The 26,907-nt window shown below is 60.9% G+C and carries 21 protein-coding genes; 14 read left to right on the forward strand and 7 right to left on the reverse strand.

Annotated elements, in window-relative coordinates:
* Window positions 1–44 precede the first annotated feature (44 nt).
* The gene (locus tag QP999_RS12255; protein WP_005511619.1) at window positions 45–356 is read left to right on the forward strand and encodes a helix-turn-helix domain-containing protein; all 312 of its coding nucleotides are present in this window, start codon (window positions 45–47) and stop codon (window positions 354–356) included.
* Between the two features lie 269 nt (window positions 357–625).
* Here the strand turns inward: QP999_RS12255 and QP999_RS12260 are convergent, their stop codons facing one another.
* Window positions 626–1,621, reverse strand: coding sequence for a tyrosine-type recombinase/integrase (locus tag QP999_RS12260; RefSeq protein WP_049358834.1), 996 nt, complete (start codon window positions 1,619–1,621; stop codon window positions 626–628).
* Window positions 1,622–2,235: 614 nt separating this feature from the next.
* Here QP999_RS12260 and QP999_RS12265 point away from each other — a divergent pair.
* The 4 genes from QP999_RS12265 (at window position 2,236) to QP999_RS12280 (ending at window position 5,356) form a co-directional block, all read left to right on the forward strand.
* Window positions 2,236–2,904 carry a hypothetical protein gene (locus QP999_RS12265; protein WP_005323141.1) on the forward strand — a complete coding sequence of 223 codons (669 nt, stop codon included), beginning with the start codon at window positions 2,236–2,238 and terminating at the stop codon, window positions 2,902–2,904.
* A gap of 236 nt (window positions 2,905–3,140) precedes the next feature.
* Window positions 3,141–3,425 carry an ArsR/SmtB family transcription factor gene (locus QP999_RS12270; protein ID WP_230310978.1) on the forward strand — a complete coding sequence of 95 codons (285 nt, stop codon included), beginning with the start codon at window positions 3,141–3,143 and terminating at the stop codon, window positions 3,423–3,425.
* On the forward strand, window positions 3,422–3,643 hold the full coding sequence (locus QP999_RS12275) for a hypothetical protein (protein ID WP_005323143.1): 222 nt from the start codon (window positions 3,422–3,424) through the stop codon (window positions 3,641–3,643). The genes QP999_RS12270 and QP999_RS12275 overlap by 4 nt, the downstream gene beginning before the upstream one ends.
* Window positions 3,644–4,465: 822 nt before the next feature.
* Complete coding sequence (locus tag QP999_RS12280; protein ID WP_070524119.1) at window positions 4,466–5,356, forward strand: DUF3800 domain-containing protein; 891 nt, start codon at window positions 4,466–4,468, stop codon at window positions 5,354–5,356.
* Between the two features lie 125 nt (window positions 5,357–5,481).
* Here the strand turns inward: QP999_RS12280 and QP999_RS12285 are convergent, their stop codons facing one another.
* Window positions 5,482–6,933, reverse strand: coding sequence for a DUF5129 domain-containing protein (locus tag QP999_RS12285; protein WP_284848395.1), 1,452 nt, complete (start codon window positions 6,931–6,933; stop codon window positions 5,482–5,484).
* 144 nt (window positions 6,934–7,077) lie between these two features.
* Here QP999_RS12285 and QP999_RS12290 point away from each other — a divergent pair, with 144 nt between their 5' ends.
* Complete coding sequence (locus QP999_RS12290; protein ID WP_143336023.1) at window positions 7,078–8,391, forward strand: ISL3 family transposase; 1,314 nt, start codon at window positions 7,078–7,080, stop codon at window positions 8,389–8,391.
* A gap of 328 nt (window positions 8,392–8,719) precedes the next feature.
* Here QP999_RS12290 and QP999_RS12295 read toward each other — a convergent pair whose 3' ends face one another.
* Window positions 8,720–10,171 carry a hypothetical protein gene (locus tag QP999_RS12295; RefSeq protein WP_284848396.1) on the reverse strand — a complete coding sequence of 484 codons (1,452 nt, stop codon included), beginning with the start codon at window positions 10,169–10,171 and terminating at the stop codon, window positions 8,720–8,722.
* A gap of 124 nt (window positions 10,172–10,295) precedes the next feature.
* Entirely contained in the window at window positions 10,296–11,852 is a 1,557-nt protein-coding gene (locus QP999_RS12300; RefSeq protein WP_143336225.1) for a catalase, read from the reverse strand.
* A gap of 176 nt (window positions 11,853–12,028) precedes the next feature.
* Here QP999_RS12300 and QP999_RS12305 point away from each other — a divergent pair, with 176 nt between their 5' ends.
* Entirely contained in the window at window positions 12,029–12,577 is a 549-nt protein-coding gene (locus QP999_RS12305) for an RNA polymerase sigma factor (protein WP_070524053.1), read from the forward strand.
* 277 nt (window positions 12,578–12,854) lie between these two features.
* Entirely contained in the window at window positions 12,855–14,177 is a 1,323-nt protein-coding gene (locus QP999_RS12310; RefSeq protein ID WP_284848397.1) for a YkvI family membrane protein, read from the forward strand.
* Window positions 14,178–14,313: 136 nt separating this feature from the next.
* Here QP999_RS12310 and QP999_RS12315 read toward each other — a convergent pair whose 3' ends face one another.
* On the reverse strand, window positions 14,314–15,351 hold the full coding sequence (locus tag QP999_RS12315; RefSeq protein WP_070524049.1) for an aspartate-semialdehyde dehydrogenase: 1,038 nt from the start codon (window positions 15,349–15,351) through the stop codon (window positions 14,314–14,316).
* 19 nt (window positions 15,352–15,370) lie between these two features.
* Entirely contained in the window at window positions 15,371–16,636 is a 1,266-nt protein-coding gene (locus QP999_RS12320) for an aspartate kinase (protein WP_070561344.1), read from the reverse strand.
* A 146-nt stretch (window positions 16,637–16,782) separates the two neighbouring features.
* On the opposite strand from QP999_RS12320, the gene QP999_RS12325 reads away from it, so the two are divergent.
* Window positions 16,783–17,655, forward strand: a complete 873-nt coding sequence (locus QP999_RS12325; protein ID WP_070561342.1) for a DMT family transporter — start codon at window positions 16,783–16,785, stop codon at window positions 17,653–17,655.
* A 14-nt stretch (window positions 17,656–17,669) separates the two neighbouring features.
* Here QP999_RS12325 and QP999_RS12330 read toward each other — a convergent pair whose 3' ends face one another.
* Complete coding sequence (locus QP999_RS12330) at window positions 17,670–18,863, reverse strand: mannosyltransferase family protein (protein ID WP_284848398.1); 1,194 nt, start codon at window positions 18,861–18,863, stop codon at window positions 17,670–17,672.
* 304 nt (window positions 18,864–19,167) lie between these two features.
* Here QP999_RS12330 and leuA point away from each other — a divergent pair, with 304 nt between their 5' ends.
* The 5 genes from leuA (at window position 19,168) to QP999_RS12355 (ending at window position 26,886) form a co-directional block, all read left to right on the forward strand.
* Entirely contained in the window at window positions 19,168–20,982 is a 1,815-nt protein-coding gene (gene leuA, locus QP999_RS12335; protein WP_070524041.1) for a 2-isopropylmalate synthase, read from the forward strand.
* Window positions 20,983–21,285: 303 nt separating this feature from the next.
* Entirely contained in the window at window positions 21,286–23,187 is a 1,902-nt protein-coding gene (locus QP999_RS12340; RefSeq protein WP_070597361.1) for a hypothetical protein, read from the forward strand.
* Window positions 23,188–23,285: 98 nt separating this feature from the next.
* A complete protein-coding gene (locus QP999_RS12345; RefSeq protein WP_284848399.1) occupies window positions 23,286–24,800 on the forward strand; it encodes a DNA polymerase III subunit epsilon in 1,515 nt (504 codons plus the stop codon).
* 24 nt (window positions 24,801–24,824) lie between these two features.
* Window positions 24,825–26,114, forward strand: coding sequence for a Mur ligase family protein (locus QP999_RS12350; RefSeq protein ID WP_070524035.1), 1,290 nt, complete (start codon window positions 24,825–24,827; stop codon window positions 26,112–26,114).
* Window positions 26,107–26,886 carry a type 1 glutamine amidotransferase gene (locus QP999_RS12355; RefSeq protein ID WP_284848400.1) on the forward strand — a complete coding sequence of 260 codons (780 nt, stop codon included), beginning with the start codon at window positions 26,107–26,109 and terminating at the stop codon, window positions 26,884–26,886. Before QP999_RS12350 ends, QP999_RS12355 begins: the two co-directional genes overlap by 8 nt.
* Window positions 26,887–26,907: the final 21 nt, after the last annotated feature.

The raw sequence follows: 26,907 nt of genomic DNA on the forward strand, positions 1-26,907 counted from the left end.
TTAAGTGGTTCGTCCTTTAGTTCTGTTGTCTGAAAAGGTGGCTCGTGGCTTCCGACATTCCCGCCGAGGCTCCGGTCAGGCGTTACGCCAACTGGCCTAATGCCCATATCGAGGCCCACGATCCGGTCATGCGGAAATTGCAGGACTTCGCCCGCAACGTCCAGAAACTCACCCTGGACGGGAGCTACCCCAGTGCCAAAGACTTGGCCGAGGCCTGCGGTATCCCCACCTCCACCATCACCCGAATCATCCGCGGCGAGATGATCCCGACGGGACGTGTCATTGCCAATATCGAGGTCACCACAGGCAAGCCCTTGTGGCCGCGCCATCGCAGCAACCGATACGGCAGTCAGTGACCCGAGGGTTGGAAACTGCATGTTTCCGACACTGGTAAGGCGGGTGTGAGTTACATGGGTGTCGTTCATGGCTCACGAGGTGAGCACACCTACACCACGAAATAGGTGGCGGTGCCTTCTTACCTCAGACCATGAGTAAACCCGCAGGTCACAGGGTGGTTCGTCCCTGGTGCGGTCTGTGCGCCATGAGACGAGTTTTGCGTATCCGCAATCCAACTTTGCGTATCCGCAATCGCTAGGGATAGCTCAGGAAGTCTCCGTGAGCCGAGCTACAGCACGTACAGGCCTCCACCTGGGGTGCCATGAGTCGATCCTCCGGCCAAAAGAATCCGGTAGGCATGGCGGCGGTTAGCTCCGGCCTCGACCACGTAGTCCTCAAACTGGTGCAAGGACTTCAGTCCTGCCGCAGCACACAGCACATCAGCGGGAACTCCGGCTGCAATGCGGTCGATAATCCACGTATTGCGCAGCCTGCGGGTATCCGGCACCATATCCGGCGATGTACTAGGTGTTACCCGGCGGAGATACGCCGAGAGCTGGCTGACGTTCTCGTTGTCGCGGCCTGGCCTGAACAGGTAGTCCTCCGGGCCGGTAGCCATAATGACCGGCTGAAGTACCTCGATATGAGACTTGAGCAGTGGCACCTCGCGCGGGCCAGCCCCGCGGTAGCCGTGCGGAAACAGCAGCACCCCGTCGCCGTCAACACGCACGTCTTTGCCGCGCAGCGTGCAGATTTCTCCTGCGCGCAAGCCCGCACCAAGCGTGAGTGCTAGCACCGTAGTGAAGTTGCGGCGGCGGGCAGCTGTGGGTTGCGACTCGGCCCAATCCCACATCCTGTCACAGGCATAAGAGTCGTAGGGTTCAAGGGTTGGCTCGTAGCTAATCGGGTGCTGGTAGTCAGGGTTCCAGTCGTCGTTGATCACCTCCGCCACACGACACAGCAGCGAGCGCTGGGTTCCTGCGGTGGACGGGCTGAGCTTTGCACCATCTCCGGCAAGGAAGTAGTTTCCGATGATGTCGGGGTGGAAGACGGTCTCGACAGTCACCACGCCGTAGCTCACCCAGACCCAGGCGGCGAGCTTGGACACGCAGTTGAGCGTGTTGCGCAGTGCGTCGCGGCTGGTGTTATCCGGGGTGATGTTAAGTGCGCGCACGCACTCGCGGGTGAAGTCGGCAACGTGGCTCCACGGCTCAGAGCGCACGGCGTGTGGTGTGTAGTTGGCGATGATCGCCTCATAGTCGGCGGTGGTGTAGTTACTGGACATGGGCCTTTCCTTCGTCGGCACGATCGCAGTGGAATGGGGCGGTGTAGTGGATGCTACGTAGCTAGGCCACGCAGTGCACTCCGCTACACATAGTCTTGTTTGCCGATCTGCAATCTGGCAAGCAGGTGGCCTCACACCGCCAACTTCGCAGGAATTTCTTATATGGCCTGCATGTTTGCGGTTCCGCAAACATCTACCAGACGAACCACCACATCATGTTGTGGAGATCAAAAAAGGGACATGCCATATTTAGTACCCCCGCGCGAGCCTCGGACACGGCCTTAATCCTACCCACCAAGTCCTTCAAGGCCCCACTTTGTGGCCCACAGCTATGTCCACCACAACATGTAGATCCGCTGCCCCCGGTTGTGGCTAACCGATACGTGCGCGACCTGCGCGGAGCCTCAACCACACCCCGCACCGACTAGCGTGACCACCGTCGAGCGCGATTGCGTATCCGCAATTTTGTCTTAACTCACGCGGCTTGTTGCCATACCTCGCACATCGGCAACTCACCGCGCGGACAGTTTGCGTATCCGCAAATTTCTACCTGTTACCGTGCCCGACACTTGACATTTCCACTGCTCACCCCCCTCAAAGGAAAGGGACGAACCATGTCCACACTCGACATGAGCACACCACTGTACTGCCAGTACTTCACCGCCGAGCTTGAGGTAGACGACCTCGCCCAAGTCACCGAAACCCTGAAACAGGGAAAACAGGTGGCCGACACCATCTTGTCCATGTCCACCGCCGCGCTCTACAACCACGTCATTAGCTTCACAGGCCCGCAGGGGCTTATCACCGAGCGCGAAATCAACGTCCTCACCGCGTTTAACTCCATGTCGGTGGCCACTGCCCCGGTGCGCGTCACGTTTGTCACCCTGGCCGACACTTACGGAAACCGTGCGGGACTCACCCGCATCCAAGGCGGTGAGTCCGCCCGCGGCCTAATCCCGCTTACCCGGTCTGTAAACGAGGCCACGGTTGCAGACATGTCTGCCACCACACCAGGACTCACCATCAATCTGCCCAATAGTGTCCACGACGACCTGATCATTCGCTGCACGACTTTTGACCCGGACGGGTGCGTTCCCGAAGCAAAGGACGAGTTTCCCGGCGTGGACTACTGCCCTAGCCTGTACCACCTTTTGCGGGACGAACCATCTCCAGGCATCGACATCACCCACGACATTATCCGCGCACTACTTCCCTACCGCGGGATCCACATGGAGGTAGAGCCGAGGATTCTCGATGGCGATGTAGACATCGAGCGGCTGTAGCTGCTGGCTACGCTGTAAGCCATGAAGGAACCCAGCTGTGGTGTGTGCTGCGGCTGGGTTTCTTCTTGGGGAGGGTGAAGAGGGGACGTGATGGGACACCGGCCACGTCTTAAGTCGGGCAGCGTCTCCGCCAGACCCGGCAGAACTTGCGCACCGCTGACTGTAAGCATATACTTACACCTGACATCGTTCGATTACGATACGGAGGGATGATGGACGCAGCACGGCTCGCTCAGATGCTCAGTGCTCTTGGAAGTGAGCCTCGGTTGCGAATTATCGCCTCCCTAGAGACGGATTCGACCCATGTCAGTGAGCTGGCCCGCCGACTTGGGATGTCTCGGCCACTGCTCTACCAGCACCTCAACCGCTTGGAAGCTGCTGGACTCATCGAGAGTGGCCTGGAACAGCTCGGAGAGAGCCGAGTGAGGAAGCACTACTGGGTCGCTCCGTTTCAGCTTGAAGTAACTCCAGACCACATTAGGCACCTGATTAATCAAGAACAGAAAAGGGAATCTTCGTGACACTTACCGCTACCGTATTTCTTGTCATCCTCGCCGCCGCATTACCACTCGCGATCTTCGTTGCTCTTACCGTCTGGGTGGTACGCACCGTCACCAGCGCACGACGCGAAACGGCGACGGCGATCGATGGTTCCAACCAACTCATCGTGGAGCATCTACGCAACATCACCGAGCGGTTGGATCGGATTGAGGCCCAACTCAGCGAGATCCCCGAGTAATCAGGCTCTTCCTTAAACAAGGGGCGCGGTGGTTTTGGCTCCGCGCTATGGGCTGTCACAGCGTATGCGCTAAGCACGTCGCGTAGACCTCCAGCAACATAAACTTGCTTGTGACTTTGGCGGCGGGGTGTGTCTCCGGTCGTGGCGTTATCCTGTCCCTCTCGCGGATAGGGGCTAGGACTGGGGACGAACCACGTGGTGTGCCCCCACCTCCGACACCGCCCCGGCCCACCTGCCGACGGAACCGGGAACGGAAACCGACGGAAACCATAGCTGTGGTTCGGGTCGTTGCAGGTGGGTGGGTAGTTTCGCAAAAGACTCAACCCGCAGGAAACTGCGGGTTCTTTTTCGTTTTCACCTCTAAAAGAGGGGTTAAGGGAGAAGCGTAAACAACGTGACGCGCTGCACCCCATCGACCGGGACATACCGCGTCCGAGATTTCTTCCCTGACCAACATCGTGACCGAAGCCAATGAGATTGGTAAGTTCGGCTAGCTCTGCAAACATGACCAGGTTTATTCTTCGTACTGAGAGCGCACCGCACCAGGACCAAGACGAACAGTGCAGCAGTTGAAGCACCGGGTCACAGTTAGGTCAGCCTAGACCTCCTCAGGGCAAATGCCGAGGGCACATCCCCCTCTTCCGCGATTGAAGGTACCGCATCAGTAGAAAGCCACCAATTGCCGACGCGTAAATACACATATATACTCACAGAAGTACGCCAGGCGTTGAGCCGCGAGGCAAGAATACCCCGGGCAACAACTCCGAGAGCCGATGCTTAGCATCGGCTCTCGTGCCATTTTCCGGAGTCACGGAGTTCAATTTGCTGCTCGCATACCTTGACGAAATTGGTTCCCCTGGGGCCTTTGTCCATCCTTCACACAAGAAGTTCTCTGATAGCCCCGCTTTTGGTTATGGCGGCTTTGTAATTCCCGAAGATAATGCTCGGCAATTTGGCGCCTTCTTCGCGGAACGAAAGAAGCAATTCTTCCAAAATGATATTCCAGACAACGTCGATCCTGGTCGATGGGAAAGAAAAGGCGCAGATTTACTGTTCGCCAAGGCATACGATGAACGTCCCCAAAATTTAAGACTGCTTGGAAGTCTGATTTCCAAACTTAGGCAATTGAATGGAAACCTTTTCTACTATGCTGAAGAAAAGCCAATAGGCACTCCCAAAGAGACTAACTGTGGTCCAAATGAATTTCGCCAGCGAGAAGAAACCTCAATGAGGGAATCCTTAAATAGGCTGGCGAATCATGCACATTCGTTAGACCAATCGATGCTCGTGCTAATGGATCAAATCAATGAAAAATCCCGAATCCAGCGCTTACCTGTGATGTACGCCCATATTCTGGGTCGAGCTACCGAGCATAAGGAAATGCGGCGATTAATTGAACCGCCCATGCACATCGACAGTAAACTCTCTTCTAATATCCAGTTTGCTGATTGGGTATGCGCTTTAGTAAAACGAGCTGTCGAATATCAACTAGTAGAAGATTCTCGCTATTCATGGATCCCCTTTGCGAGTCAGTTATCGGCTGCGCGAGGAGCTTTCACCTATGAATCGAAACTCCACCTATGCGGGCGATCCATCTCAGATCTCCACCATTCAGAGATTATCTATGCCGAGAGGCCAGTTATCGACTTCCTAAATGTGAGTCAGGAAAACCGGGAAAAACTAGAACGGGTCAGGAAAGCCACACTCAGGTAAATGCATGGTTGCCACAAATCTCCTGCAGGAAGCCAATTCCCTGTGAGAGGTTTTGCCAACGGGAACCAAGCGGTAGGCAGCTTCGAGTTCTCTTGCGTTTCACGGTTAAGGGCTTTTAACCAGCCCTAGAAGCTCGAAGATCCACCCGAACCGGAAAAGCCCGAGCTAAACCCGCTGTTGACGCCGCCGCTGGAGGAGGAGCTGCTATTGGCGGCGGTGGCGTCGCTGTCCCAGGTGCTCACAACGTAGAAGGGCACGTAGCCGTGGTAGCCGGAACCGGCAAAGAAGTTGGAGTCATAGATGCGCGTGCGCTCTGGGCGCTCGTCGGCCTCGTTGCGCTTCTGCAGCTGCGCCTGCAGGTGCTCAGAGAGTAGCGCGGTGCGGTCCAAGAGCTCCAAGTAGCGTTCCATGAACTGCGGGTGATTGGGCTCATTGGAGAGTGCAACGGCGGCACCTTCCAGCTCCTTGGCGTGACGCTCAAGCGCCGAGTCGATATCCGCCGCCAAGTAGCCCGCCTGGGCCAGGTCTTTACCCAACTCGTAGAGCTCGAAGCGGCGAGCATCGGCATCAGCGTCTTCGATACGGCGCAGCTTTTCAATGTTGACTTCGGCGGTTTCCACGCGCTCACACAGCTCGCGCGCGTGGGCGATGGGCTCGGCATGCGAGCGGAACTGTTCATCCGGCGCATCGGCCGAAATCGACATAAGGGATCCCACCTGGGCATCGATGGCGAGGAAGTCATCGCGCAGGCCCTCCCAGTCCTCACGCAAACGCTCATCCACCAGACCCGATTGCAGCGAGTGCGCCCGAATATCGATCTCCCTCAGGCGCTGCGCCACATCGGTATAGGTCTGCGATACGTAGTCCCAGTCCTCGCGCGCCTGCTGCGCCTTCTTCTGTCGGCTGCGCCGAGTACCGCCGACGATGCCCGCGCTCGCGCCACCGACGCCCAGGCCCGCCGCCCCGAGGCCAATGGCCGCCCCAATGCGCCCATCTTTCGCGCTCTCGTACTGGGCGTCCGCAGCACGGTCCACATCGATCGCTGCCGCCGCGCCAGCAAAAAGGCCAGCAGGAATGTTGCCATCCCGCACGCCCGGCTTAATGGCTTCGATGGACTGCTCCAAATGGCTGTCACCTTTGCGCAGCTTCATCGGCCCGGACACGTCCTCACCCGCAAAGACGAAGGCCTGGCGCGGATCGAGTCCCACGCCGACGAAGACCTGGCCATCAGCGAACTTATCCTTGCCGATGAGCTCCGGGTGATTATCGCGCAGGTACTCCTCCACGGAGTCGTTAACGTTTTCTTTGTTCTTGGCAAAGACCATGTAGTGCAGCCCCTGGACCACGTCGGGGGCGGCAATCCGGGAGACATCGCTAAGCATGCGCTCTTCTTCCCCCTGGGTAAGCACATCGTCTGGGTCCATGATGTCAGCCTGCACCTCACGCTGTGCGGGCTGCATGACGTAGTCGGAGCGCTCGGGCTCATCGAAGGCCGCCAGGCTCGCACCCGCGCCGATTCCCCCGAGCAACAGACCACCCACCAGCGCCGCACCGATGATGGCCCCAACAGAGGTCACTTTAGGGGCTCTTCCGGTTTCGGGGTGCGTAGCGGGGTGAGGTAGAAATCGACGGGTTCAGCGGGTCACCACAACATGTAGGGGTCCCTGGTGTGAAGATGAAAGTTCCTACACAACCATCTAAACCCACCAGGGACCCGTACTGTGAAGCCTACTGGAAACCTCGTTGCTGACACTATCTGCCGTACCGCGGAAATCGGACTTGCTATCACCGGTGCCGCTGATGCCGGAGCGTTGACCATCATTGAGGCCACGCCAGTAGCCGTTATCGGCGTGTGCCCGGACTGCGGACAGCCAGGAAAGCTGCGCGACCACACCACCCGTCGACTCGTTGATCTTCCTGTCGTCGGATTCCCCACCAGGTTGCATGTAACAGTCCCCAGGTTCCTGTGTACAGCCGCCTCATGTAAGAGGAAGATCTTCCAAGAATCTTTAACCTGCGCAGATGACGGTGCCAAGCTCACTGACCGGGTCACCCGCTGGATCTTGCAGCGCCTTGCTATTGACCGGATGAGTGTGTCGGCTACCGCCAAAGCACTCGGTGTGGGCTGGGATCTGGTCAATCAGGTCGCACTGGATGCCTGCCGCCAGCTTGTCTACGGCGACCCCTGTCACCTAGACGGGGTTCGTATCCTTGGAGTCGATGAACATGTATGGAAACACACCCGCAAACCAGGCCAGGCATCAAACCTGGTGACCATACTCGTTGACCTCACCCCGCTGGTAGACGGGCGTGGTCCTGCTCGTTTGTTAGACATGCGACCGGGCAGATCCGCCGACGTGCTCAGCGGGTGGCTTAAAGAGCGTGCCCCCAGCTTCCGGGAGCAGATACAGGTGGTGACCATGGATGGGTTCACCGGTTATGCCACCGCAGTCGAAGAGCAACTACCACAGGCGGACAAAGTCATGGACCCTTTCCATGTGGTGCATCTAGCAGCCGACAAGCTCACCAGTTGCCGACAAAGACTCCAACGTGAGACCACCGGGCGCCGCGGACGCAAAGATGACCCGCTGTACAAGCACCGGCGCACCCTGTTGACCAGGACGAACTACCTCACCGAGCGGCAAAAGCAACGCTTAGAAATGCTGTGGGCCACCGATGACGACTACGTGGCCCTAGAAGTAACGTGGCTGCTCTACCAAGACATGATCGCAGCGTACGCGCATCCGAAGAAATCGGAAGGCAAAAAGCTCATGGAACGCATCATCCACACCCTGCGTAAAGGACTACCAAAAGGCTTAGAAGAGCTCGCCCAACTGGGACGCACCCTGTGGCGTCGACGCAAAGATGTGCTCGCCTACTTTGATATCGGCGCATCCAACGGCCCCGTTGAGGCAATCAACGGCAGACTCGAACACCTACGCGGCATCGCCCTAGGATTTAAAAACCTCAACCACTACATCTTGCGATGCCTAATCCACTCCGGACAACTACAGGACAAAATCAACGCACTCTAAAACCGGAAGGGCCACTTTAGGGCCACGGCTGGCAGCGAAAGGTTTGATATCGCGGGAGTCGGTCACGGTGTTTCTCCAATTCCTGGGCAGTCGGTGCCGCCAACTTTACCCCCACAATTGGAAACGACGCGGTGCCCCTACAGCAGCCGCGTCGCCCCTATTCCCTATCACTCACAACGGATTGGAGAAACCGTTTGCCTACCCCCTAAGTAGGCTTTGTGAGCGACTTTCACTCTAGCACTCTTTCCATTCACAGCGGTAGCAAAATCTGGAAAACCGAGTAACATATCGTGGCACTTCTGCGATGTGTCGGACGCAGGGCCGTGAGCTAGGCTTTTTCCTTTTCGGCCCGCCCTGCAGGTGCCCCCACGAGCACGAAGGCCGCAATGGTGATTACCCCCAAAATGGCCAAAGCAGTCCACAACTGTGGGGACTGTCCGCCATTACCTGCCACGGTGATGGCGGAGGTGGCCCACTGCATGGGGAAGAGATGCACGAGCGCGCTCATCGCGTTGTTGAGATCGGTGCCGGTCGACGCCGCCTTCCACGCCCAGCCCACGATGCCAACCTGCGCCACGGCGAGCACGCTGCCCAGGACCCAGCCGCCCGCGCCAAGGCCACGCGCAAGCGCGTACGCAATGCTTGCCGACGCCACCCCGGCCCCCGCCGCCGCGAGCCCCGCCCAGGCCACCGCGGCTGCGGTCACGCCAGTAGCCAGGAGGGCCACGAGCAAGCCCACGACGACACCAATCAGCACCGCCCCGCCGAGAAGCGTGAGGATGCGGCGCTCCACGCGCGTCAACAGCGCGCCGATAACACCGCCGCCAAGAGCAGCGATGGCTGCTAGCAACATAGCGACGATGGGGCTCAGCAGCTGGGCGGGCTCGCTGCCACCCTCGGCGGGCCCGGCGACGGTCGGCATCGCACGCTGCGCGCCCTGCACCTTGGTCCGGTTCTGCTTGGCCATGCCATCGACCTTCTCCGCACCGGCAACGAGCTGGTCCACGCCCTTCAAGGCTTCATCGACCTTCGCGTTGAGCTCACCGATACCGGCGTTGAGCTGCTTCGCCCCCTCGGTGGCTTGGTAGACGCCATCGTGATAGGCATAACCATTGACGGCCAGCTGATTAGAAAGGTCGCGCGAACCATCCTTGAGTTGCGTCAATTGATCCTGAACGGATTGGTCGAATTGGAAGTTCTCCACCTGGCCGCGCAGATCACCAAGCTGCGAGCGGATGTTCTTCGCCTCCGCCGAGTTGTTTCCTTCTAGGTCCTTTAAGGTGCCGTCGATTGCCTGCAAGAGCTGTCCGCGAACCACGCCGAGGCCCACGACTTGGTCAACGGCCCCGCCGACGCCGTCGGCCAGCTCGGTAGCACCGTTGCCCAGCTGGGCGGTGCCGGACTGCAGCTGCACGAGCCCGTCATACAGCTCTTGCGAGCCGCCGGCCAGCTTGTCTACTCCACCGCCGAGCTCACCGGCGCCATCCTGCAGCTCCCCTGTGCCGTCAGCGAGTTGCTTCGTGCCGTTGGCCAAAAAGCCGGCTTGGGCATTGGCTTCCGAGAGGGCACGGGAGACGTCGTAAAGCTCAGCCGGATCGATGGTGCCATCGCTGGGAGCCCCGGCCTGTTCCTGCGACCAGGTTTCGGCCGGCTGCCACTCGGACACGGCGGCGACGACCGCACCGACAATGAGCGGCACGATGAGCACGAGGGTGAGAATAAGAGCGCGGGTGCCAACCTTCCGGTTGGCGTCAGCAGGACTGGCTAGGCGTGAGGTCATGTAAAAGAAACTATCGTTCACGCTGGGAAAAAGCGGTCAGGCGCGCGGAAAAGCCCCGCCAGTACCGTGTTCTTCGGTCACTAGCGGGGCTACTGAGGTTACGTAATTAACGCGTATGCGTTAATTACTTCTTCTCCGCGAAGAGCTCGCGCACGCGCTTGCCCAGCTGCGGGGAGACAGCATCCCAGTAGGCGTAGACGCGCTCCTCGGTCTCCGGGGACACGCCAGCCATAGCGTTGGTGATGTTGTCTGCGAGGCGCTCCTTGGCACCGTCGTCGTAGACGTTCTCGTACAGGTCAGTGGCCTGAACGGTGTCATTATCCTCGGCGTGGCGGACGTAGGGCGCACGAACCAAGTCGATGCCGGCCGGATCCGGGTTCACGTAGAGGTCCGGAGCGGTGGTGGTCTCCTGCTCCTTGAAGCGCAGGTTCTCATCGCCGTCCATGTAGCCGCCGCCCTTGGCGTGGCGGTTCGGCGAGTAGACCGGATCCTCCGGGGCATTGAACAGGTACTGCATCGAGCCCTCGTGCTCGTAGGTGTTGACCTGGTTGAGCGGCTGGTTCACCGGCAGCTGCTTGTAGTTCGGTCCGATGCGGTAGCGCTGCTGGTCGGCGTATGCGAAGACGCGTGCCTGCAGCATCTTGTCCGGGGACAGGCCAATGCCCGGGACGATGTTGGACGGATCCAGGGCAACCTGCTCAATCTGCGCGAAGAAGTTACGCGGGTTGCGGTTGAGCACGAAGTATCCGACATCCACCAGCGGGTAGTCCTTCTTGGACCAGGTCTTGGTGAGGTCGAACGGGTTGAAGCGGTATTCCTCGGCCTCTGCCACCGGCATGATCTGAACCTTGACGTCCCAGACCGGGAAGTTGCCTTCCTCGATGGCGTTGTAGAGGTCTTCGCGGTGGTAGTCAGCGTTCTGGCCGGCCATCTCAGTCGCCTCGGCGTCGGTGAAGTTCTCCACGCCCTGGCGGGTCTTGAAGTGGTACTTCACCCAGAAGGCGTCACCGGACTCGTTGACCCACTGGAAGGTGTGGGAGCCGTAGCCGTTCTGGTGGCGGGTGGTCTTCGGGGTACCGCGGTCACCCATGAGGTAGGTGACCTGGTGGGTGGTCTCCGGGTTACGGGTCCAGAAATCCCACTGCATGTCAGCATCGCGCAAACCATTGGCTCCCAGACGCTTCTGGGAGTGGATAAAGTCCGGGAACTTAATACCATCACGCAGGAAGAACACCGGGGTGTTGTTGCCCACGATGTCGTAGTTGCCATCCTCGGTGTAGAAACGCAGCGCGAAGCCGTGGACGTCACGCCAGGTATCCGGGGAACCCTGCTCGCCGGCGACGGTGGAGAAGCGACCCATCATCGGGGTCACGGTGCCCTTCTGGAAGAGCTTGGCCTTGGTATAAGCGGATACGTCCTCGGTAACGTGCAGCTCGCCGAAGGCACCGTGGCCCTTAGCGTGCGGGGTGCGCTCCGGCACGCGCTCGCGGTTGAAGTGTGCGAGCTTCTCAATAAGGTGGATGTCATTGAGCACGACCGGGCCGTTTTCGCCAGCAGTGATGCTGGTGTTTTCAGTTGCAATGGGCTGACCGGAAGGGCGGGTGGTGTTCTCGCCGCCCGGGGCGCGCTGGCCCTTATCCAGAACCTTGTCTGCAACGAACTCGTTTGAAGCGTTAGTCATGGGGTTAATGCCTCCTACAGTTGTTGATAATTTGTGATTCGTTATCAATCTCGGACCTTTCATAGCCTACCCATTAAAAATGACCTACGCAACAGAATTTTTCCCAAACGTAGACGCCCACAGAGGAGCCCCAGCGGTTCCCAAGGCCCACGCCCCCGACTGGTAAATTATGGGAGGTGAAACGACACTCCGAGCGCGACGATGCGCGCGTCACCGATCTCGCCCTCAAGGCGGGCCGCGGCGACCGCGCAGCCCTCACGGAGTTCATCAAGTCCACCCAAGATGATGTCTGGCGCCTGCTCGCCCACCTCGGCGGCCCAGACATCGCGGACGACCTCACCCAAGAAACTTACTTGCGCGTCATCGGCGCGCTCCCCCGCTTTGCCGCCCGTTCTTCAGCACGCACGTGGCTGCTCTCCCTCGCCCGCCGCGTGTGGGTGGACAACATCCGCCACGACATGGCCCGCCCACGTAAGTCCGCCACCGAGTATGAAGACGCCGCCGCCCTTGCCGCGACCCCGGAAAGCTCGGGCACGTGGAGCGAGTGGATCGACGCCCGCGCGCTTATCGACGCCCTCCCAGAAGACCGCCGCGAAGCCCTCATCCTGACCCAAGTCTTGGGCTACACCTATGAGGAGGCCGCGAAAATCGCCGGGGTTCGTGTGGGCACAATTCGCTCCCGCGTCGCCCGCGCCCGCAAGGACCTCATCGACCAGCGCGGATAATCGTTATCGAGCCGTTATAAATGGGCGTCGGGAGTCACAGCACCTGCGCAGACGTGCGGCAACTGACAGGTCCTGGCGGCCCGTCCGGTGCCAGCTCAGCGAGAAATCGTAGTGTCAGCTGGAAAATACCTATCGACCACACCTAATCTTTTTCGAGGCACACGTGATAAATCGATAGTCGAACCGGGCCCGCGAGGCTTTCCCGATTGCCCGCACCACACCTTGGGTTGTGATGACATTCCCCGGCGCGTGTGAGATTGAGAGACCTCTTTACCTTATGTGGAAACGCGCAGTGGCCATTTCCATGGCCTTCATTGGTGTCGTCGTCGGCGCCGGCTTTGCCTCCGGACAGGAAGCAATCCAGTACTTCGTGGCTTTCGGAAACATGGGACTGTGGGGTGTACTCCTCGCCTCCGCCCTCATGATCATTACTGGTGTAGCCATTTTGCAGCTCGGCTCCTACTTCCAAGCGGACGAGCACACGGCCGTCTACGACAAGATTAGTGGCCCCATCGTCTCCCGAGTGCTGGACTGGGGCACCCTAGCCACGTTGTTCTCCATCGGCTTCGTCATGTTCGCCGGTGGCGGTTCCACCCTCAACCAGCAGTTCGAGAGCGTCCCCGTCTGGGTAGGCGGCGCCATTATGCTCGTTCTGGTGCTCCTGGTGGGCCTCCTCGACGTGGACAAGGTGAGCTCCGTTATCGGTGCGATTACACCCTTCATCATTATCTTCGTCGTCCTGGCCACCGGCTACACCATCATCGTGACGGATGTTGACTGGTCCAGCGCCAATGATTTCGCGGTCAACAACGTCGAAAGCCCTCTGAGCAACTGGTGGCTGGCCGCGTTGAACTACACCGGTCTGAATGTCATGTGCGCGGTGTCGATGTCCATCGTCATCGGCGGCAACATCCTGGATAACCGCGCAGTGGGCGTTGGTGGCCTCATCGGCGGCTTCTTCTACCTGCTCCTGCTCGCCCTGCTCGTGGTCTCCCTCTACATGGTGGCGCCGGATGTGCACAAGCAGGACCTGCCGGTGCTCACGTTGATCAACAACGTGAACCCGATCCTGGGTTACTTCATGACCTTCATTATTTACGGCATGGTCTTCAACACCGCCATCGGCATGTTCTATGCCATGGGCAAGCGCCTAACCCGCAAGAAGCCGAAGCTCTTCTACCCCGTCTACGCGGGCGCCTGTGTCGTGGGCTTCATCCTCTCCTTCATTGGCTTCAAGCAGCTGGTCTCCAGCGTTTACCCGATTCTGGGTTGGATTGGCCTGCTCATGATTGCAGTCATGGTCATCAGCTGGATTACCCAGCGTGACAAGATCACCTCCGAGTCTGACCGCCGCGTGCGCGCCCGCACCTTGGTCAAGCGCCGCCTCGACCCGCGCGAGCACTTCACCAAGAAGAACGAGCGCGAGCTGCGTAAGCTGGCCGCTGCCTCCAACATGGAAACGGAGGAGTTCGTCGAAGTCGTCGCCGAGGAAATCCACGAGGAACTCGAAGCCGACGATGAGATTGAATACGACCGCGAGGATCCAGACCCCTCCGTGACCTTCGTGGAGCACACCAAGCCCGAGGTCCCGAAGGACTAGCGTTTCCCGCATGTGTAGCGGGCCGCGCGTCCCGCTACACATAGCCACAATTAGAAAGAAGTCCGCCCCAGAATTCACTCTGGCGGCGGACTTCTTTTATTGAGGAGAACAGTGCGGCACTGTCGTGCGCCACACGCTAGACCAGCAACTCCGCAATCTGAATAGCGTTGAGCGCTGCGCCCTTGCGCAGGTTATCGCCAGACACGACGAAGACGAGGCCCTTGTTGTCCTCGACCGTCTGGTCCTGGCGGATGCGCCCGACCAAGGAAAGGTCGATGCCGGCTGCCGCCAGGGGCGTCGGCACATCGACGACCTTGACACCCGGCGCGGCCGAGAGCACCTCGCGAGCCTGCTCCGGGGTAATCGGCTTCTCAAACTCCGCGTGTACGACCATGGTGTGGCCAGTAAACACCGGGATGCGCACGCACGTGCCGGACACCTTCAGCTCTGAGATGCCCAGAATCTTGCGGGACTCGTTGCGCAGCTTCTGTTCCTCGTCGGTCTCTTCGGTTCCGTCATCCACGAGGTTGCCCGCCAACGGCAGCGCGTTATACGCAATCGGAGCGACATAGGGGCCCAAATCCTCCTCGGAGACCTCAAGCGCAGAGCCGTCGTGGACGAGCTCAACGTTGCGGTCACCGATTGAGGCCACCTGCTTGACCAAGGTTTCCACGCCGGCCAATCCGGAACCGGACACGGCCTGGTAGGAGGCGACGCGCATGGTGGTGAGACCGGCGGCGTCGTGAAGCGCCTTCGTCACCGGCATGATCGCCATGGTTGTGCAGTTCGGGTTGGCGATGATGCCCTTGGTGACGTTGTCTTTATCCTGCGGGTTCACCTCTGACACGATGAGCGGCACGTCCGGATCCCGGCGCCACGCAGAAGAGTTATCCACCACGGTGGCGCCGGCCTCGGCGAAGAGCGGTGCATACTGCTTGGACGTCGAACCGCCGGCGGAGAACACGGCGATGTCGATTCCTGCAAGGCTCTCCACAGTCTGCTCTGCCAAATCTTCGACGACGACCTTGTCCTCGCGGAAGGTGAGCTCCTGGCCTGCTGAGCGTGCGGAGGCAAAGAAGCGGACCGTATCGGCCGGGAAGTTGCGCTCCTCCAAGAGGGTGCGCATCACGCGGCCAACCTGCCCGGTAGCGCCTACAACTGCAACAGTGGTCATGACCTTTACTCCTTAATTTTTAGCGTCCGGTACCAGCATAAACGGTGGCCTCTTCCTCGCCACCTAGCTGGAACTTATCGTGCAGGGCCACGGCGGCCTTCTCCAGATCGGCCTCGCGGGTAAGCACGGAAATTCGGATTTCGGAGGTTGAAATGAGCTCCATGTTGACCCCGGCGTCACGCAATGCCTCCGTGAAATCTGCGGTAACGCCCGGGTGGGACTTCATGCCGGCACCGACGAGGGAGACCTTGCCCACCTGGTCGTCGTAAAGCACGTTGGTCCAGTGCCCCTCTTCCTTGAGCTTGGCCAGGATCTCCATGGCCTTTGGGCCGTCCGAGCGCGGGCAGGTGAAGGTGATGTCGGTGGTACCGGAGTCCAGCGAGGAGACGTTTTGCAGGACCATGTCGATGTTGATCTCGGCGTCCGCGATGGCGCGGAACAACTTGGCCGCCTCACCTGGGCGGTCCGGTATGCCCAGGACGGTGACCTTAGCCTCGGAACGGTCGGTTGCGATACCAGTAAGTACTGCTTCTTCCACGGGGATATCCTCCATTGAACCGGCGATGAGCGTGCCGGGGTCGTTTGAATAAGATGAGCGGACTCGAAGGGGAACGTTGAACGCGCGGGCGTACTCGACGCTGCGCAGGACCAGAATCTTGGAGCCCACAGCTGCCATCTCCAGCATCTCCTCGAAGGACAGCTGGTCGAGTTTCTGGGCGTTGTGGACGATGCGTGGGTCGGCGGTATAAACGCCGTCGACATCGGAGTAAATCTCACACACATCGGCCTTGAGCGCTGCCGCCAGCGCCACCGCGGTGGTGTCCGAGCCGCCGCGGCCGAGGGTGGTCACATCACGCGATTCCTTGTTCACGCCCTGGAAACCCGCAACGATGCAGATCCGGCCTTTCTCCAAGGCTTCGGTTAGACGGCCCGGGGTGACGTCGACGATGCGGGCGTTTCCGTGGCGCTCGGTGGTGAGCACGCCGGCCTGGGAACCAGTGAAGGACTGAGCCTTGGCACCAAGGGACTCCACGGCCATGGCAACGAGTGCGTTGGAGATGCGCTCGCCGGCGGTCAACAGCATGTCCATCTCACGCTGCGGCGGGACGGGGTTGACCTGCGCTGCAAGATCAAGCAGGTTATCGGTGGTATCTCCCATGGCGGAGCACACAACAACGACGTCGTTGCCCTGCTTCTTCGTCGCCACAATGCGCTCCGCCACCGCGCGAATGCGCTCTGCGCTTTCGAGGGAGGATCCCCCGTATTTCTGTACGACTAGGGCCACTGACGGTCCCACCTTTCCTGTTTGTGAGGGCCATTACCTGTTCACCGCCCAATACCTATAGACCGGCAGTCAACTCCTTTAGACTACCGCCCTTTGGTTCCCATCGAAACACGTGCTGGATATTAATTCCAGGTAGGGTAGAAACGATGCTTTCAAACCTGGTTGCCATTACTTTTGCACTGGCCTCCGCGCTAGTCGTGGCCTGGGGCACAGTCATACGCCACCGCATCGTGTTGGACGCTAGCTCCAGGAGCGTCATGCGCACCGCTATTCGGACTCCCTTGTGGTGGGTGGGGACCAGCGCCGCCGTTATTGCCTACGCGCTACAGCTCGTCGCTCTCCACTTCGGCACGCTGCTCATCGTGCAGCCAATCCTCATCCTGTCCCTCATGTTCACGCTGCCGCTCGCCGCCTGGTATTCCCGGCGGCCGATGCCGGCACGGGAGGTGTTCTGGTGCCTCACGCTGACCATCGCGGTGAGCATCATGGTGGTCTATGGGCGCCCCACCGCAGGCTTGACGACGCCCACCTGGTCCCAATGGTGGCCCGCCTTCGCCCTCGGCGCGCTTGCCCTCACCGCTCTGTTCGTGGCGGCCTATAACCGGCCGGAGGAGTCCGCCCTAGCGCTCGGGAGCGCGTGCGGCATCCTGTATGGCTACGTGGCGCTCGTAGCCAAGGCAGTGGTGGACGTCCTCTCCCACGAGGGCATCACAGCCTTGCTGGCCAGCTGGGAGCTGTACGTGCTCATTGGGCTGGCGGCTGCCGGAACGGTGATCCAGCAATATTCCTTCCACGCTGGCGCGCTTGCGCACTCTTTGCCTGCGATGACCATCATGGAGCCCATCGTGGCCTTCGGTTTGGGCTACTGGGTCTTGGGCGAAAAATTCCAGGTCAGTAGCGTTGCGGGTTGGTGCGTGATGGGGGTTTCGCTCATCATCATGATCGTTGCCACAATCGTCCTATCCCGCGTGCCGGTCAACCCGGGAAGCGCTCAGCGCGCGGAGCAAAGCCCACGCTAGGACGAGCTTCCGCGCTAGATGGCCCACTCAAAGACCACCAGCATATAAGCGGAGAACCACGCCGACCACAGGACCCAGGCGCTACATGCGAGCCAGAGCTCGCGGGGTCGCAGCACCTCAGACGCGCGCACGGCCCAGGGAAGCGCCAAGATAATCGCGGGCAGGAGGAGACGCGGGCGCGAGTGCATGAGGCCATCGGAAAGCAGCACATTCGCACACAGCGCGGCGCTAAACCACCACGCCACCGGATTCAGCCTTCCCCACGCCGCCACCAGCAGCACGGGGACGCCCAGGATCACCAGAACGCTAAGCAGGTAGCCCACATCGTTCTTCTCCGTCAGAACTTCCCACACGAACCGTACGGTGGCAGCACCCCAGTCGAAGGTGGAATGCCAGTGCTCGGTCTGGATGCCAAAGTAGCCGCCGGCCTCTGCGAGGTAGCGCTGCGTCCACAATAAATACGCTGGCAGCGGAAGCGCTGCCACGATGAGGCTGAGCCAGGCCTGCCACGAGCGCCGCCCATAGATGAGCACCCACAAGGCAAAGACAGCAAGGAAGTCCACGGAGGTCAGCCGCACAAACGATAAGGCAAAGCCGAACGCCGCCGCGCGCCACCAGGCGCGATCATCCAGCGCGACGAGTCCCCACACCAGGAGGGCCCCGAAGAGAGCTTCGGTATAAGGCATCGAGAACACGATGGACATCGGAGCGCTGCTCACCACGATGGCAGCGGCGCATTGCCCACGGCGCCCCGCCCCCAAGCGCTGCGCCAAGACCATAACGCCGGCAGCCATGGCCACGGTGAGGAGGGTGTTAACGATGAGCGCGGCTACTTCGAGGCTGATCCCGGTCCATCCCAGGACCCGCAACAGCATGGGAAAGCCCGGGAAGAAGGCCATTGTCGTCTCATAGACTGGGCCATCAGTGTGGGTATCCGCGTCAAAATATCCCACTCGAGCAATTTCCAGGTAGTACTTGGAATCCCACGACGTGAGCCGATCCCACAGCTCCTGGTCATTGACGGCGGCGATGACGTTCAGAACGGCAATGCGCACCGCGGTTCCAACAACCGCGACCAACGTGGCAAGCGGCACCAGTGACAGCGCCCCCTGCGTGCCAGCAGGGGAGGCGTCTGCCGCGCGCCCGCTATCCGCCGTGGGCTCTTCCCCCGGATCCTGAATAATCTTCGTGGAGTTTTCTTCATGCACGCCACAACATCCTAGCCACCCACATCACCCATCCCAATATGTGGAATCAGTTGCCATAGAATGAGAAAAGCTGTATTGTGGCTCACATGACTTTGCGGCACACTCTCCTCCTTAGTAGCCGCGGCGGGTTTTAGGTTTCTAGCTTCACGGCCAGCGCCCCGCCGCGGAGCGCGGTGATGCCAACACACCGCAGCTGGCCGCCCCCCACGATTCACGCCGTAGCTGCGCATCGAAACAACGCAGCACAGTAAAACGCCTTTGGCCCCAGACCCATAGGCCCCAGACAAGGAAGAGAACAACCACCATGTCCCCCAACGATTCTTTCATCTCCGCTCCCCGCGAAATCACCACCCCGGCTGGCCCGCGCAACGAAAACCAGCCCGCGTGGAACAAGCAGCGCGGTTCCTCGATGCCAGTAAACCGCTACCAAAGCTTCGCCGAAGAGGTAGAACCGGTCTCGCTGCCTGACCGCACGTGGCCGGACAAGAAAATCACCGTGGCGCCACAGTGGTGCGCCGTGGACCTGCGCGACGGCAACCAGGCTCTCATCGATCCAATGAGCCCTGAGCGCAAGCACCGCATGTTCGACCTGCTGGTCAAGATGGGCTACAAGGAGATTGAGGTAGGCTTCCCCTCCGCCTCCCAGACGGATTTCGACTTCGTTCGCGAAATCATCGAGGGCAATAAGATCCCGGATGACGTCACCATCCAAGTCCTGGTCCAGGCGCGCGAGCACCTGATCCGCCGTACTTTTGAGGCTTGCCAGGGCGCGAAGAACGTCATCGTTCACTTCTACAATTCCACCTCGAAGCTGCAGCGCCGCGTAGTCTTCCGCAAGGACCGCCCGGCCATTAAGAAGCTGGCCACGGACGCTGCGGAGCTCATCAAGGGCATTGCCAAGGATTACCCCGATACCAACTGGCGCTGGGAGTACTCGCCGGAATCCTTTACGGGCACCGAACTGGACTTCGCCGTCGAGGTCTGCGATGCCGTTGTTGACATCATGGAGGCAACTCCGGAGAACCCCATGATCATCAACCTGCCCTCCACGGTGGAGATGATCAGCCCCAACGTCTACGCCGACCAGATCGAGTGGATGCACCGCAATTTTGCGAAGCGGGATTCCATCATCATGTCGCTGCACCCGCACAATGACCGCGGCGAGGGAATCGCCGCCGCCGAGCTGGGTTACATGGCCGGCGCAGACCGCATCGAAGGCTGCCTGTTTGGCAACGGTGAGCGCACCGGCAACGTGGACATCATTACCCTGGGCCTGAACATGCTGACCCAGGGCGTGGACCCGCAGATCGACTTCTCCGATCTGCCTAAGATCCGCGAGACGGTGGAGTATTGCAACCAGCTGCGCGTGCCGGAGCGCCACCCCTACGGCGGCGAGCTGGTATTTACCGCCTTCTCCGGTTCACACCAGGATGCCATCAACAAGGGCCTGGACGCCCTGGCGCAGGAGGTGCGCCCAGGCGCGAACAACACCGAGGTGTCGTGGGAAGAACTGCAGGAAACCACCTGGGAAGTTCCCTACCTGCCCATCGATCCGAAGGACGTCGGCCGCGATTACCAGGCGGTCATCCGCGTCAACTCGCAGTCCGGCAAGGGCGGCGTGGCCTACATCATGAAGACCGATCATGGCATCAATATGCCGCGCGCCATGCAAGCGGAGTTCTCCTCCGTCGTGCAGGCGGTGACTGACGCCGAAGGTGGCGAAGTCAACTCCAAGAACATGTGGGATATCTTTGCCAACGAGTTCTTAGAGCGCACCTCCCCGCTGGAACTCGTCACCTTCCAGGTTGATAACTCAACCACGGAGGACGAAGACGCCAAGGTAACCGCAACCATCGTCTTTAACGGCGAGAAGCGCATTATCTCCGGCATGGGCAACGGCCCCATCGCCGCATACGCCAACGCGCTGGAAGACGTCGGAATCGACTTCGAGGTCATCGACTACTCCCAGCAGTCCCGTACGGCCGGCGACGATGCCGAAGCCGCCTGTTACATCGCCGCCGAAGTCAATGGAGCACAAGTGTGGGGTGCCGGCATCGCCGGATCCACCACCCGTGCGTCCATCAACGCCATTACTTCAGCGGTCAATCGCGCGGACTAATCCTCCGCCGCGGCACAGGGCGACACAAGGAGAAGGCGAGCTGTTCCGCGCGCCTCCTCCTTGCGCAGTCTCTCGCACGCGCACTCCCCTCGCTAAAGCTACTGACCGTAACATCGCGCTGGCTACACATTGTTGTAGGCCAGCACGGAGAGCTATAGAATAAATACGCGACACAATTGCACAAAGGCATTGAACACCTTGTGCACCCAATAAGAATTTCAGTCCGAACTTCGGCATTCCCTACTGCGCTCAGTTTTGCAACTGCGCGCATTTGTTGCAGTTCTGCAGGCGAAGGCGAACACTATGACGGTCACTAACTACGTGGTCCCCCACTCTGGGTTTGGTGAACCTCGCCGCCTCACGGTTGACGCCGTTAACCCGGAGATGTTCCTGCAGCTGCTCTCCCTGGCGAATAACAATCACCTCAACGTCACCCTGTGTGGGCACTCAAGCTCCGGCTTCCGCGTCCGGTATGAAGATGACATCGTTGGCGTCATCCCCGCTTCCCAATCCGCCGATTACACGGAATTGGATTGGATCATTAGCGCGGGTTTGACCCCACAGGCCACTGCAGAAATTTCGCTCCGCGAGGACGCGGTGGAAGAAACCGTTCCGGCATTCGAAGTTCTCCTCCCGGAGCCAGGCCTGTGCGTCCCGATCAATGTTCCCCCGGCTCAGCGATGGGGCATGCTCGACGGCGACCGCGCCCTTCGCATCACTGACTTTTCGGCCCCCACCCGTTCCCTGCCGAAGCACCCTGCGCATCTACTCGTGCGCTTGACTAACAGCCGGCGCTTCTTCCACCGCGCCATCGAGGTTCATCTCGATGACAAGCTCATCGCCACCGTTCCGCGCGATCAGGCCACGTGGCTGAGCGATACCATCGCGGGTTTCAAGCACGAGGGTCTCATTGCCATTGCGCGCGCCTACTTCACACCGGATGATAAATCCCCAGCCCTGACCGTCTACTCCGAAGAAGGAACACCAGACGCTCACGTCGCCGTGGGGACCGCCGGCGTCATCGCTGCCGCCGCTGGCGCGGTTGCCGCGACGGCCACAAACACCGATAGGGCTCATGCAGCAACCGCTCCGGTAGGCGGGTTCCAGGCAACGGGCACGGCACACACCGCAAGTTCCGCTGCCACACAGGGCGCACAAGTCCTCTCCTTGAAATCCTTCGGGACCGCCGCAACAGTTGGCTCAAAGATCGCCGCTGCTAGTACTGGTGTCAAGCTGGTGTGCGCGGCAAGCGTTGCCGTCATCATCGGCGGAACCGCTAGCTTTGTATCCTCTGTGCACGCACTTCACTCCGCCCCCAATCAGGTTGCTGACTCGGCTTTAGAGGAGCACACCACTTCGCTCCTTGCCCCCAGCCCGGCCAATAATGCAGAAGCTGACGCCGCGCTTTCCAGCGAAGCTGACGCAACCGAGGACACGGCTGCAGGCGCCCACCGCCCCGATAACCAGGGGCACTCGGTAGCACCACGCGCCCTCGACCGAACCACTTCCTCGACTCCGGCGGAGCCAACGGAACTGTCTGAGCCGACGGAGCCGATTAAGCTGGCCGAGCCCACGCAACGTGCAGAGCTCGTCACGCCCGGAGAGGCAATCCCTTCCCCGCGCAACACGCACCACGCTGAAGTCACACCGCCAGCACCGCGGGAAACCGAAGCCACAGAAGAGTCCACGTCGCGCACGTCACGGCCCCGCCAGGAGGATTCCACCTCCACCACCACAACTACGAGCGCACCCAGCTCCACGCGGAGCGTGCCGACGTCATCGCCTTCGGCGACCCCAACTTCTTCGACGACACCGACCTCATCAACTTCGGCGCCGAAGACGACTGCTACGACGCCAACGTCCCGCACCACCACACCTGTCAGCACTCCGCCCACGACTACGCCAGCGGAGTCGACTACTCCTGCACCGACGACCTCCAAGCCCGCTGCATCCACGACTGCTACGCCAACCACGACAAAGACTCAGCAGCCCAAGCCCAGCACCTCGTCTCAACCAAGCACCACGACTAAGCCCAGCACCTCGTCTAAACCGAGCACCACACCTAAGCCCAGCACCACGCCGAAGCCGGAACAGACTTCTGAGCCCACACCGGACCGCACTCCTGAGCCGAGCCGTGAGCCCGAACCGACCCCCGAGCCCACGCCAGACCACGACGGCTGGGTCATCATCATCGAGACCGACTAGTCCGCAACACGCCCTGCCTCGCTGCCAATTCGGGGGATACGGCAGCTTCACGTGTGCCCTTTCCAGCTTCCTCGCGGTTGGGTACTAAACTGTGAACAATGACTACGACACCCGGCCCCACCGAACCTGCAGCGCAGCTCAGCGCAGCAGAGACGCCGGCCGCGGCGTCGCCACAATCCAGCGCCCCGAAACCAGGACCGCGCCCTCACCCAGCTGAGAACAAGCAGAACAGCAAAGAAGATAGGGCGTCGGCCCGCGAAGCAGCCCTCGCTGCCTTCCCCTTTGTTGCGCTGACCATCCAGACCACTGGCATTCACCCCTCCACAGGTCGGTTGCTTACCGTGGATGCGCTGACACTCAACACCGCGGGTGAAACCGGCCAAGAGTTCCACGCCGTCCTCAACCCCGGCGAAGACCCTGGCCCCCGGCATCTTCACGGCTTGAGCGCTGAGGAAATCCAGGCGGGTCAGTCCTTTTCCATGTTGCTCAAGCCGCTGGATCGGCTCATCGATGGCCGCACGCTCATCGTTCACGATGCCCCCTATACCTGGGGTTTCATCGTCGCCGAAGCGCGCCGCGCGATGACTGCCGCCGCCCGCCAAAACCGTGCGCGCAACCGCAACCGCGGTAAAGGCCGGCGCCGTCGCTTCAAGGTGGGACACGTTCCCACCCCAGTAACCATCGTGGATACGCTTGCCACCGCTCGCCGCCAAAGCGTGTGGAACACCGATATCCGCCTAGCGGCCGTCGCGCGGGATACCGGTCTTCCCGCGCCCGACCCCACCGCCAGCGTCGCCCGTGCGCACCGACCGGAAAAGGACACCTCCCGCGAGGCAACCCGTCTGCTCGTGGACCTCTACCGTGCGCAAGCCGCGGGCCCGCTCAGCAGCGCGGCACCGGATGAGCTGCGAGCTGATCGCTTTGGGCTACAGCGTTCCCACGTCCGCGTCGACGCTGCCGAAGCTCCCCGTCAGCACCACAACCCCGGCCCCTATGTGCCCGGCAAGGAACTCATCCGTGGCATGGAGATCGTCGTTGCCCCGGAGATCACCGAGGACCCCGACACCATCATCGCGGCGTTGGCCCGTGAGGAGCTGAACTACTCGGAGAAGCTCTCCCGCGAGACGTCCCTCGTGGTCTGCAACATCACCACCAACCTCGTGGGCAAGCCCATGCATGCTCACCGCAAGGACATCCCGCTGATGTCCGATGTTGCCTTCCTCGCGGCCCTTGAGCGTATCGAGGAACCGACCGAACCTGAGGAGCAATCCACCTCCGGCGCAACGAGCAATTCGGGTAAGCGCCACAGCAGTGGGCAGCCCAACCGCAATCGTTCCACGAACAAGAACCGCCGCCGCTCGCGCCGCAAGTCCTCCAACGCCCAGCACTCCCCTAAACAGGGACAAGGGCAGAAGAAACACCAGGGCTCCCCGGCCGACGGATCCGCAAGCGACAAGCCTGCTCAGTCGGACTCCAACTCGAACAACCGGAACAAGGGCGGCAACAAAGGGCGTCGGCGTCGCCGCCGCGGCGGACGCGGCCGTCGCAGCAATGGCAACCAGCAGAACCAGCAAAACTCGGGACACAACCGCTCCCACAACACCGATAGCTAGCATCCCCCGACTACTCTGGGGAGCATGAATTTTAACTTCCGAAGCGCGTTTTCTTCCGCGCGCACCGCGGTTGCAACCTCCGCCGCGGCGTTGGCCACCACCGCCTCGCGCGCCACGGGCCGCGGTGCGGGCGGCATGATCGGCGGGCTCATCGCTAACGCCATTGACCCCACTATCATGCAAAACCTGGCCAAGCAGCGCCCAGCCGTCTTGGTCACCGGAACCAACGGCAAGTCCACGACCACGCGGATGCTCGCCGCAGCCGTGCGCACTACGCACACCGTGGCCACCAACGATGGCGGCGACAACATGGATGCAGGAATCATCTCCGCGCTCTTAGCTGGCAAAGATGCAAGCCATCTTGTCTTAGAAGTAGACGAGCTCCATGTCCCCCACGTTGCGGATAACCTCAACCCCACAGCGCTCGTGCTGCTGAATCTCTCCCGCGACCAGCTGGATCGCGTCGGTGAGATCAACAAGATTGAGCGCGCCCTGCGCGGCGCCGTCGAGGCCCACCCGGACATGCTCGTCATCGCCAACTGTGATGACGTCCTCATGACCTCCGTGGCCTATGACGCAAAGAATGTCATTTGGGTGTCCGCGGGTGCCGGCTGGATGGGCGAATCCGTCACCTGTCCGCGCACCGGCGGCCACATTGTGCGTGACGGTGAGGACTGGCGCGCGGTCAAAGTGCTTGCCGACGGCCGCGAGTTCCGCCGCCCCACCCCCACCTGGGCGGTGACGGAGGAAGGCATTGTGAGCCCGGAGGGCGTCGACAAGCTCAAGCTTGCTCTACCGGGACGGGCCAACCGCGGTAACGCCGCCCAGGCCGTCGCTGCTGCCGTGGAGGCCTTCGGCGTGGTCCGCCACAAGGCTATCGCCGCTGCCGAAGGCGTCAACGACGTGGCCGGACGCTACTCCACCATCACGCTGGGCAAGCGCGAGATCCGCCTGCTCTTGGCTAAGAATCCGGCCGGCTGGCAGGAGGCGCTGTCCATGGTGGACCGTGACGCCGATGGCTTGGTCATCGCCACTAACGGCCACGTGGCCGACGGTATTGATATGTCCTGGCTCTGGGACGTGCGCTTCGAGGATTTCGAAGGCATCCCTGTCAAGGCAGCCGGCGAGCGCGGCACGGATCTAGCCGTGCGTTTGGTCTACGCGGATATCTCGCACGAGCTCATTGCGGACCCGCTCACCGCTATTCAATCCTGTCCGGAAGGCCGCATCGAGGTTTTGGCCAACTACACCGCCTTCCGCGATCTGAAGAAGGCACTCACCGCCGCAGCAGCAAAGGAGCATTCGAATGACTAGCCTGCAGATTGGCCTCATCCTCCCTGACATCCTGGGCACCTACGGCGATGACGGCAACGCCCTAGTCCTGCGCCAGCGCGCCCGCATGCGCGGCCACGAGGCGGAGATTGTCCCCATCAAGCTGGGTGAGCCGGTGCCGGAATCCTTTGATGTCTACACCCTCGGCGGCGGCGAGGACACCGCGCAGATTCTCGCGGCAGAGCACCTCATCGCTGACGGTGGCCTCACCCGCGCTGCCTCCGCAGGTCGCCCGATTCTGGCGATTTGCGCGGGCCTGCAGGTACTCGGCGAGTCCTTCCGTGCGTCCGGTCGCGTGGTGGATGGCGTGGGGCTTATCGACGCCACCACTGCCTCCATGACCGAGCGCGCCATCGGTGAGGTAGCCGCCGACCCCACCAAGGCCGGCATCACCGCTGAGCTCACCGAACCGCTCACCGGTTTTGAGAACCACATGGGTGCCACCATCCTGGGCCCTGCCGCCCAACCACTGGGAACGCTCACGCGCGGAACCGGCAATGCGGACACCGCCGCCATCCTGGACCTCTCCGACAAGGCCGTCCAGCGCAGTGCCGAGGGCGCGGTACAGGGCAGCGTCATCGCCACCTACATGCACGGCCCTGTCTTGGCGCGCAACCCGCAGCTGGCGGATTTGCTGCTGGCCAAGGCCATGGGAGTCGCGCTCAGCGAACTCGAGCCCTTGAACATCCCCGCCATTGATCAGCTGCGCACCGAGCGTTTTAATGCCTCGGAGCCGCCGCGCTCGCAACGCTAGGGGCGCTCGGAGGCACCGCGC

It is taken from the genome of Corynebacterium sp. MSK004 (genome assembly GCF_030232515.1).
Lineage (GTDB): Bacteria > Actinomycetota > Actinomycetes > Mycobacteriales > Mycobacteriaceae > Corynebacterium > Corynebacterium hesseae.

Coding starts and splice junctions, on each gene's coding strand:
- QP999_RS12260 (WP_049358834.1), bottom strand. CDS start 1,621: ATGTCCAGTAACTACACCACCGCCGACTATGAGGCGATCATCGCCAAC.
- QP999_RS12265 (WP_005323141.1), top strand. CDS start 2,236: ATGTCCACACTCGACATGAGCACACCACTGTACTGCCAGTACTTCACC.
- QP999_RS12270 (WP_230310978.1), top strand. CDS start 3,141: ATGCTCAGTGCTCTTGGAAGTGAGCCTCGGTTGCGAATTATCGCCTCC.
- QP999_RS12295 (WP_284848396.1), bottom strand. CDS start 10,171: ATGACCTCACGCCTAGCCAGTCCTGCTGACGCCAACCGGAAGGTTGGC.
- QP999_RS12300 (WP_143336225.1), bottom strand. CDS start 11,852: ATGACTAACGCTTCAAACGAGTTCGTTGCAGACAAGGTTCTGGATAAG.
- QP999_RS12310 (WP_284848397.1), top strand. CDS start 12,855: ATGTGGAAACGCGCAGTGGCCATTTCCATGGCCTTCATTGGTGTCGTC.
- QP999_RS12315 (WP_070524049.1), bottom strand. CDS start 15,351: ATGACCACTGTTGCAGTTGTAGGCGCTACCGGGCAGGTTGGCCGCGTG.
- QP999_RS12325 (WP_070561342.1), top strand. CDS start 16,783: ATGCTTTCAAACCTGGTTGCCATTACTTTTGCACTGGCCTCCGCGCTA.
- leuA (WP_070524041.1), top strand. CDS start 19,168: ATGTCCCCCAACGATTCTTTCATCTCCGCTCCCCGCGAAATCACCACC.
- QP999_RS12340 (WP_070597361.1), top strand. CDS start 21,286: ATGACGGTCACTAACTACGTGGTCCCCCACTCTGGGTTTGGTGAACCT.
- QP999_RS12345 (WP_284848399.1), top strand. CDS start 23,286: ATGACTACGACACCCGGCCCCACCGAACCTGCAGCGCAGCTCAGCGCA.
- QP999_RS12350 (WP_070524035.1), top strand. CDS start 24,825: ATGAATTTTAACTTCCGAAGCGCGTTTTCTTCCGCGCGCACCGCGGTT.
- QP999_RS12355 (WP_284848400.1), top strand. CDS start 26,107: ATGACTAGCCTGCAGATTGGCCTCATCCTCCCTGACATCCTGGGCACC.